Origin of the sequence: Kitasatospora sp. NPDC059571 (genome assembly GCF_042735675.1) — a bacterium.
In the GTDB taxonomy this organism is placed as follows: domain Bacteria; phylum Actinomycetota; class Actinomycetes; order Streptomycetales; family Streptomycetaceae; genus Kitasatospora.
Genome location: NZ_JBHWBW010000356.1, coordinates 1734 through 7539, shown reverse-complemented (window position 1 = coordinate 7539; position 5806 = coordinate 1734). Strand labels below are relative to the sequence as shown.

Below are 5806 nucleotides of genomic sequence, written 5' to 3'. Positions count from 1 at the left end.
AACCTGGTCGTCTCCGACGCCGACCTGGAGGCGGCCGCCGAACTCGCCGCGTTCGGCTTCCTCTTCAACGCCGGCCAGGTCTGCTCCGCCAACACCCGGCTGCTGGTGGAGGCATCGATCGCCGAGGAGTTCACCGCCCGCGTCCTGGAGCACGCCGCCGGCCACGTCCCGGGCGACCCGCTGGACCCGGCCACCCGCCTCGGCCCGCTGGTCGACGCGGCGCAGCTGGAGCGGGTGACCGCCGCACTGGACGGCGCCCGCGCCGCCGGGGCGACCGTCCACGGCGGCCGCCGGCCCGACCGCCCGGGCTGCTTCCTGGAGCCGGCCGTGGTCACCGGCGCCGCGCCCGACTCCGCGATCGCCCGCGAGGAGGTCTTCGGCCCCGTCCTGACGGTCCTTCCGTTCACCGGCGAGGCCGAGGCCGTCGCCCTCGCCAACGCCACGCCGTACGGGCTGGCAGCCTCGGTCTGGACCAGCGACCTCGGCCGCGCCCACCGGCTCGCCGAGGCGCTGCACGCGGGCACCGTCTCGGTCAACACCGTGGACGCGCTCAGCCCCGCCACCCCGTTCGGCGGGTTCAAGCAGTCCGGCTACGGCCGCGACCTCTCGCTGCACGCCTTCGACAAGTTCACCGGCCTGAAGACCACCTGGTTCCGCTACTGACCGGCCCCGGCCGTCCCGCCCCGCACTCCCCGAAAGGTCCCGCCATGACCCTCAGCACCGCCGCCGCGCTCGCGGCCGCCGACCGGGCCCGCATCATCCACCCCTACCTGCCCGGCAGCGCCGAGGAGCGGGTCGTGATGACCCACGGCTCCGGCTGCCGGCTCACCGACGCGGAGGGCCGCTCCTACCTGGACGCCACCGGCGGCCTCTGGCTCGCCCAGATCGGCCACGGCCGCGAGGAGGTCGCCCGCGCCGCGTACGAGCAGATGGCGAAGCTGGAGTACTTCACCAGCTTCTGGGAGTTCTCCAACGACCGGGCGATCGAGCTGGCCACCCGGCTCACCGCGATCGCCCCCGAGGGCCTCGGCCACGTCTACTTCACCTCCGGCGGCTCGGAGGGCAACGAAGCGGCCGTCAAGATGGCCCGGTACTACCACCACCGGCGCGGCGACACCTCCCGCACCTGGATCCTCGCCCGCCACAAGGCGTACCACGGCGTCGGCTACGGCGGCGGCTCCGCGACCGGCTTCCCGGTCTACCACGAGGGCTTCGCCCCGATGATGCCGCACGTCTCCCACCTCACCCCGCCGTGGCCCTACCGCAGCGAGCTGTACGGCGGCGCCACCGAGCCCGAGGCGGTGACCGACTTCCTGATCCGCGAACTGGAGGAGCGGATCGCCGAGATCGGCCCCGGGAACATCGCCGCCATGATCGGCGAGCCGATCATGGGCGTCGGCGGCATGCTCGTCCCGCCGGCCGACTACTGGCCGCGGGTGCGCGAGGTCCTCACCCGGCACGGCATCCTGCTGATCCTCGACGAGGTGGTCACCGCGTACGGCCGGGTCGGCAGCTGGTTCGCCGCCCAGCACTTCGGCGTCACCCCCGACATCATCGTCACCGCCAAGGGCATCACCTCCGGCTACACCCCGCTCGGGGCGCTGCTGGTCGCCGACCACGTCGCCGAACAACTGCTCGCCGACACCGGGTTCCCGATGGGCTACACCTACAACGGCCACCCGGTCGCCGCCGCCGTCGCCCTCGCCAACCTCGACATCATCGAGCGCGAGGGGCTGCTCGACCGTGCCCCCAAGATCGGCGGCTACCTGCACGACCGGCTCGTCGAGCACCTCGCCGAGCTGCCGGTCGTCGGCGAGATCCGCTCGGTCGGCATGATGCTCGCCGTCGAGCTCGTCGCCGACCGGTCCACCCGCGCACCGCTGCCGATGCTCCAGCCGATGCTGCCGGACGTGATCCGCCGCGAGACCGGCGTCATCGTCCGCGACTGCGCGCACAGCCTGGTCCTCTCCCCGCCGCTCATCCTCACCGAGGACGAGGCCGACGAGGCCGTCGCCGCCATGCGCTCGGTCCTGGAGCGCACCCTGCCCACCGGGGAGCTCCGCAGCTGACCGGCCGCCACCGCTGACCGGCCGCCACGGCCGGCCCACCCCCCCCACGGCCCGGGCGGTCGCGCGAGACCCCACCCGCCCCGCCCGGGCCACCCCGCACCACACCGACCCCCGCACGCCCCGCCGCATCCCACCGTCCGCCACCCCGTGACGCCGCACCACGCGCACCACCCCTCCCCGCACCCCCGTCCGCGGACCCGCCCCCGCCGGGCCCGCGCCCCCCAGGAGGACCCCGTGACCACCGGACCGGCACCGCAGACCCCCACCGGCAGAACCACGCCCGCAACGCCCGAGGTCCCGCACCTCGCCCGCAGCCTGCACCGCTTCGACATCATGGCGATGGGCGTCGCCGCGGTGATCTCCTTCGACGTCGTCGGCCAGATCGCCACCGGCGGCGGCGAGGCGGTCACCTGGACCGCCGTCATCGCCCTGCTCTTCCTCGTCCCCTACGCGCTGCTCTTCGCCGAGACCGGCGCCGCCTTCCCCCAGGAGGGCGGCCCCTACGTCTGGGTCAAGCTCGCCTTCGGCCGGGTGCCCGCCGCCCTCACCACCCTCTTCTACTGGGTCACCAACCCGGTCTGGCTGGGCGGTTCACTGGTCTTCGCGGCCGCCCGCGCCTGGGACGGCTACGTCTTCCACCTCGGCTCCGGCACCCTCGCCGACTACACCTTCAAACTGCTCTTCATCTGGATCTCGATCCTCACCGCGATCATCTCGCTGCGCCGCGGCAAGTGGATCACCACCGCCGGCGCCCTGGTCAAGGTCGCCGTCGCCCTGATCCTCACCGGCACCGCCCTCGGCTACGGGCTGGAGCACGGTTTCGGCGGCCTCGGCCACGCCTCCTTCAGCCCCACCACGGCCGGCTTCCTGACCCTCGTCCCCGTGCTGCTGTTCGCCTACGTCGGCTTCGAGGCGCCGAACGCCGCCGGTGACGAGATGCACGACGCCCGGCGCGACGTCCCCGTCTCCATCGGCGTCTCCGCCGGGGTCGCCGCCGCCTGCTACCTGCTGCCGGTGCTCGCCATCCTCTCCGTCGTCCCCGCCGACCGGGTCACCGGCATCGGCGGTTTCCTCGACGCCGCCGCCCTCGTCTTCTCCGTCTACGGCGGCTGGAGCGGACCGCTGCTCACCACCACCGCCGTCCTGCTGGTCTTCGCCCTGCTCACCCAGGGCAGCGCCTGGATGATCGTCAGCGACCGGATGCAGGCCATGGCCGCCGCCGACGGCGGCTTCTTCAGCCGCGGACTCGGCGCCTTCCACGACCGGCTCAGCACCCCCGTCCGGATGAACCTGCTCTCCGGCATCACCGCCACCGCCTTCATGGCCGCCGCGATGAACCTCGTCGACGGCAGCACCGCCGCCGTCTTCGGTGTCGTGCTCACCGTCGCCATCACCACCCTGCTGCTCTCCTACCTGGTGATCATCCCGGCGCTGGCCGTGCTGCGCCGCCGCCACCCGGACGTGCCGCGGCCCTACCGGGTCCCGTTCGGCGCGGCCGGCTTCGGGGTCTGCGCCGCCCTGGTCTACGCCTGGATCCTGCTCGGCTCCTGGGTCGCGCTCTTCCCCGGCACGCTGGAGTCGCTGCTGGGCGTCGCCCAGGACTTCCGCGGCACCTGGGGGGTCAGCCGGGCCACCTTCGAGACCTTCACCCTCGGCACCGTCCTCCTCCTCGTCCTGGTCGGCATCCTCGGCCGGGTCGCCGCCGCCCGACGGGAGCGCACCGCCGACCCGGCCGCCGACGCGGACACCGACCCGCACCGCCTCTCGGCCGCCGTCCACCGGATGCCCTGAACCCGACGGCCCCCGAGAAGCCCGAGGAAGCCCGAGGAAGGAAGCCCCCGCCATGACCGCCGGCTCCACCGCCCCTGCCCGCACCACGAACCCCACCCGCACCGAGCACGACCTGCTGGGGGAGCGGGCCGTCCCCGCCGACGCCTACTACGGCATCCACACCCTGCGCGCCACCGAGAACTTCGCCGTCACCGGCATCCCGATCTCCGCCCACCCCGACCTGGTGACCGCCCTGGCCTGCGTCAAGCAGGCCGCCGCCCTCGCCAACCACGACCTCGGACTGCTCGACGCCGCCCGCACCGACGCCGTCGTCCGCGCCTGCGAGGAGATCCGGGCCGGCCGCCTGCACGAGCACTTCGTCGTCGACGTCCTCCAGGGCGGCGCCGGCACCTCCACCAACATGAACGCCAACGAGGTCGTCGCCAACCGCGCGCTGGAACTCCTCGGCCACCCCCGCGGCGCCTACCGGCACCTGCACCCGCTCGACCACGTCAACCTCAGCCAGAGCACCAACGACGCCTACCCGACCGCCGTCCGGCTCGCCCTGCGGTCGGCCGTCGACCGGCTGCGCACCGCCCTCGGCGAACTCGCGGCCGCCTTCGACGGCAAGGCCGACGAGTTCCGGCACCTCGTGAAGATCGGCCGCACCCAGCTCCAGGAAGCCGTCCCGATGACGCTCGGACAGGAGTTCGGCGCCTGCGCGACCACCACCCGCGAGGACGCCGACCGGCTCGGCGAGGCCGCTGGCCTGCTGGCCGAGATCAACCTCGGCGGGACGGCCGTCGGCACCGGCATCAACACCCCGCCCGGCTACCCGGAGGCCGTCCGCCGGCACCTGCAGCGGATCACCGGCACTCCCGTCGGCACCGCCCCCGACCTCATCGAGGCCACCCAGGACACCGGCGCCCTCCTCCAGCTCTCCGGCACCCTCCGGCGGACGGCCGTCAAACTCTCCAAGACCTGCAACGACCTGCGGCTGCTCTCCTCGGGTCCGCGGGCCGGCCTCGCCGAGATCGCCCTGCCGCCGGTCCAGGCCGGGTCCAGCATCATGCCCGGCAAGGTCAACCCGGTGATTCCCGAACTGGTCAACCAGATCGCCTTCACCGTCATCGGCCACGACCTCACCGTCACCATGGCCGCCGAGGCCGGCCAGCTCCAGCTGAACGCCTTCGAACCGGTCATCGCCCACAGCCTGCTGGAGTCCGCCGACCGGCTCACCACCGCCTGCCGCACCCTGGCCGTCCGCTGCATCGCCGGCATCACCGCCGACGAGGACCGCCTGCGCGAGAACGTCGAACGCTCCGCCGGCCTCGCCACCGCGCTCAGTCCCTACCTCGGGTACGCCGCCGCCGGCGCGCTCGCCGCCGAGGCCCGGGCCACCGGCGACGGCATCCGCGACCTGGTGCTGCGCCGCGGCCTGCTCGACCGGGAGCGGCTCGACGAGGCCCTGGGCGCGGCCGCCCAGGGGCCTGCGGCGCGCACGGGGGCGGCTGTGCCGGACGCCGCCCGTCCCGCATGATGGGGGAGTGCCCGAAGGCGACACCGTGTACCGCACGGCCGCGACCCTCCACCAGGCGCTCGCCGGGCGCCGGCTGACCGCCGCGGACCTGCGCGTGCCGGCGCACGCCACCGCCGACCTGACGGACCGCCTGGTCACCGAGGTGGTCCCGCGCGGCAAGCACCTGCTGACCCGCTTCGACGGCGGTCTCACCCTCCACACCCACCTGCGGATGGACGGCCGCTGGGCGGTCTTCCGCACCGGCGAGCGCTGGCACGGCGGCCCCGCCCACGAGATCCGCGCCGTCCTCTCCACCGCCGAGCACAGCGCCGTCGGCTACCGGCTCCCGGTCGTCGAACTGCTCCGCACCGCCGACGAGCCGCAGGCCGTCGGCCACCTCGGCCCCGACCTGCTCGGCGCGGACTGGGACGCCGCCGAGGCGCTGCGC

5 protein-coding genes are annotated in these 5806 nt (G+C 74.3%); all 5 read left to right on the top strand.

Annotated elements, in window-relative coordinates; all coding sequences use genetic code 11:
- Nucleotides 1-663, top strand: a 663-nt coding sequence (locus ACFV0G_RS29285) for an aldehyde dehydrogenase family protein (RefSeq protein ID WP_380554518.1), incomplete at its 5' end; no start/stop codon positions are given.
- A gap of 44 nt (nt 664-707) precedes the next feature.
- Complete coding sequence (locus tag ACFV0G_RS29280; protein WP_380554515.1) at nt 708-2069, top strand: aspartate aminotransferase family protein; 1362 nt, start codon at nt 708-710, stop codon at nt 2067-2069.
- A gap of 234 nt (nt 2070-2303) precedes the next feature.
- Nucleotides 2304-3860: an APC family permease gene (locus tag ACFV0G_RS29275; protein ID WP_380554512.1), complete on the top strand. Its 1557-nt coding sequence runs from the start codon at nt 2304-2306 to the stop codon at nt 3858-3860.
- 52 nt (nt 3861-3912) lie between these two features.
- Entirely contained in the window at nt 3913-5379 is a 1467-nt protein-coding gene (locus tag ACFV0G_RS29270; protein WP_380554509.1) for an aspartate ammonia-lyase, read from the top strand.
- 7 nt (nt 5380-5386) lie between these two features.
- Nucleotides 5387-5806, top strand: a 420-nt coding sequence (locus ACFV0G_RS29265; RefSeq protein WP_380554506.1) for a DNA-formamidopyrimidine glycosylase family protein, incomplete at its 3' end; no start/stop codon positions are given.

Bases quoted from the DNA above. Each gene is read 5' to 3' on its own strand.
- ACFV0G_RS29280 (WP_380554515.1), top strand. From the start codon at position 708: ATGACCCTCAGCACCGCCGCCGCGCTCGCGGCCGCCGACCGGGCCCGC.
- ACFV0G_RS29270 (WP_380554509.1), top strand. From the start codon at position 3,913: ATGACCGCCGGCTCCACCGCCCCTGCCCGCACCACGAACCCCACCCGC.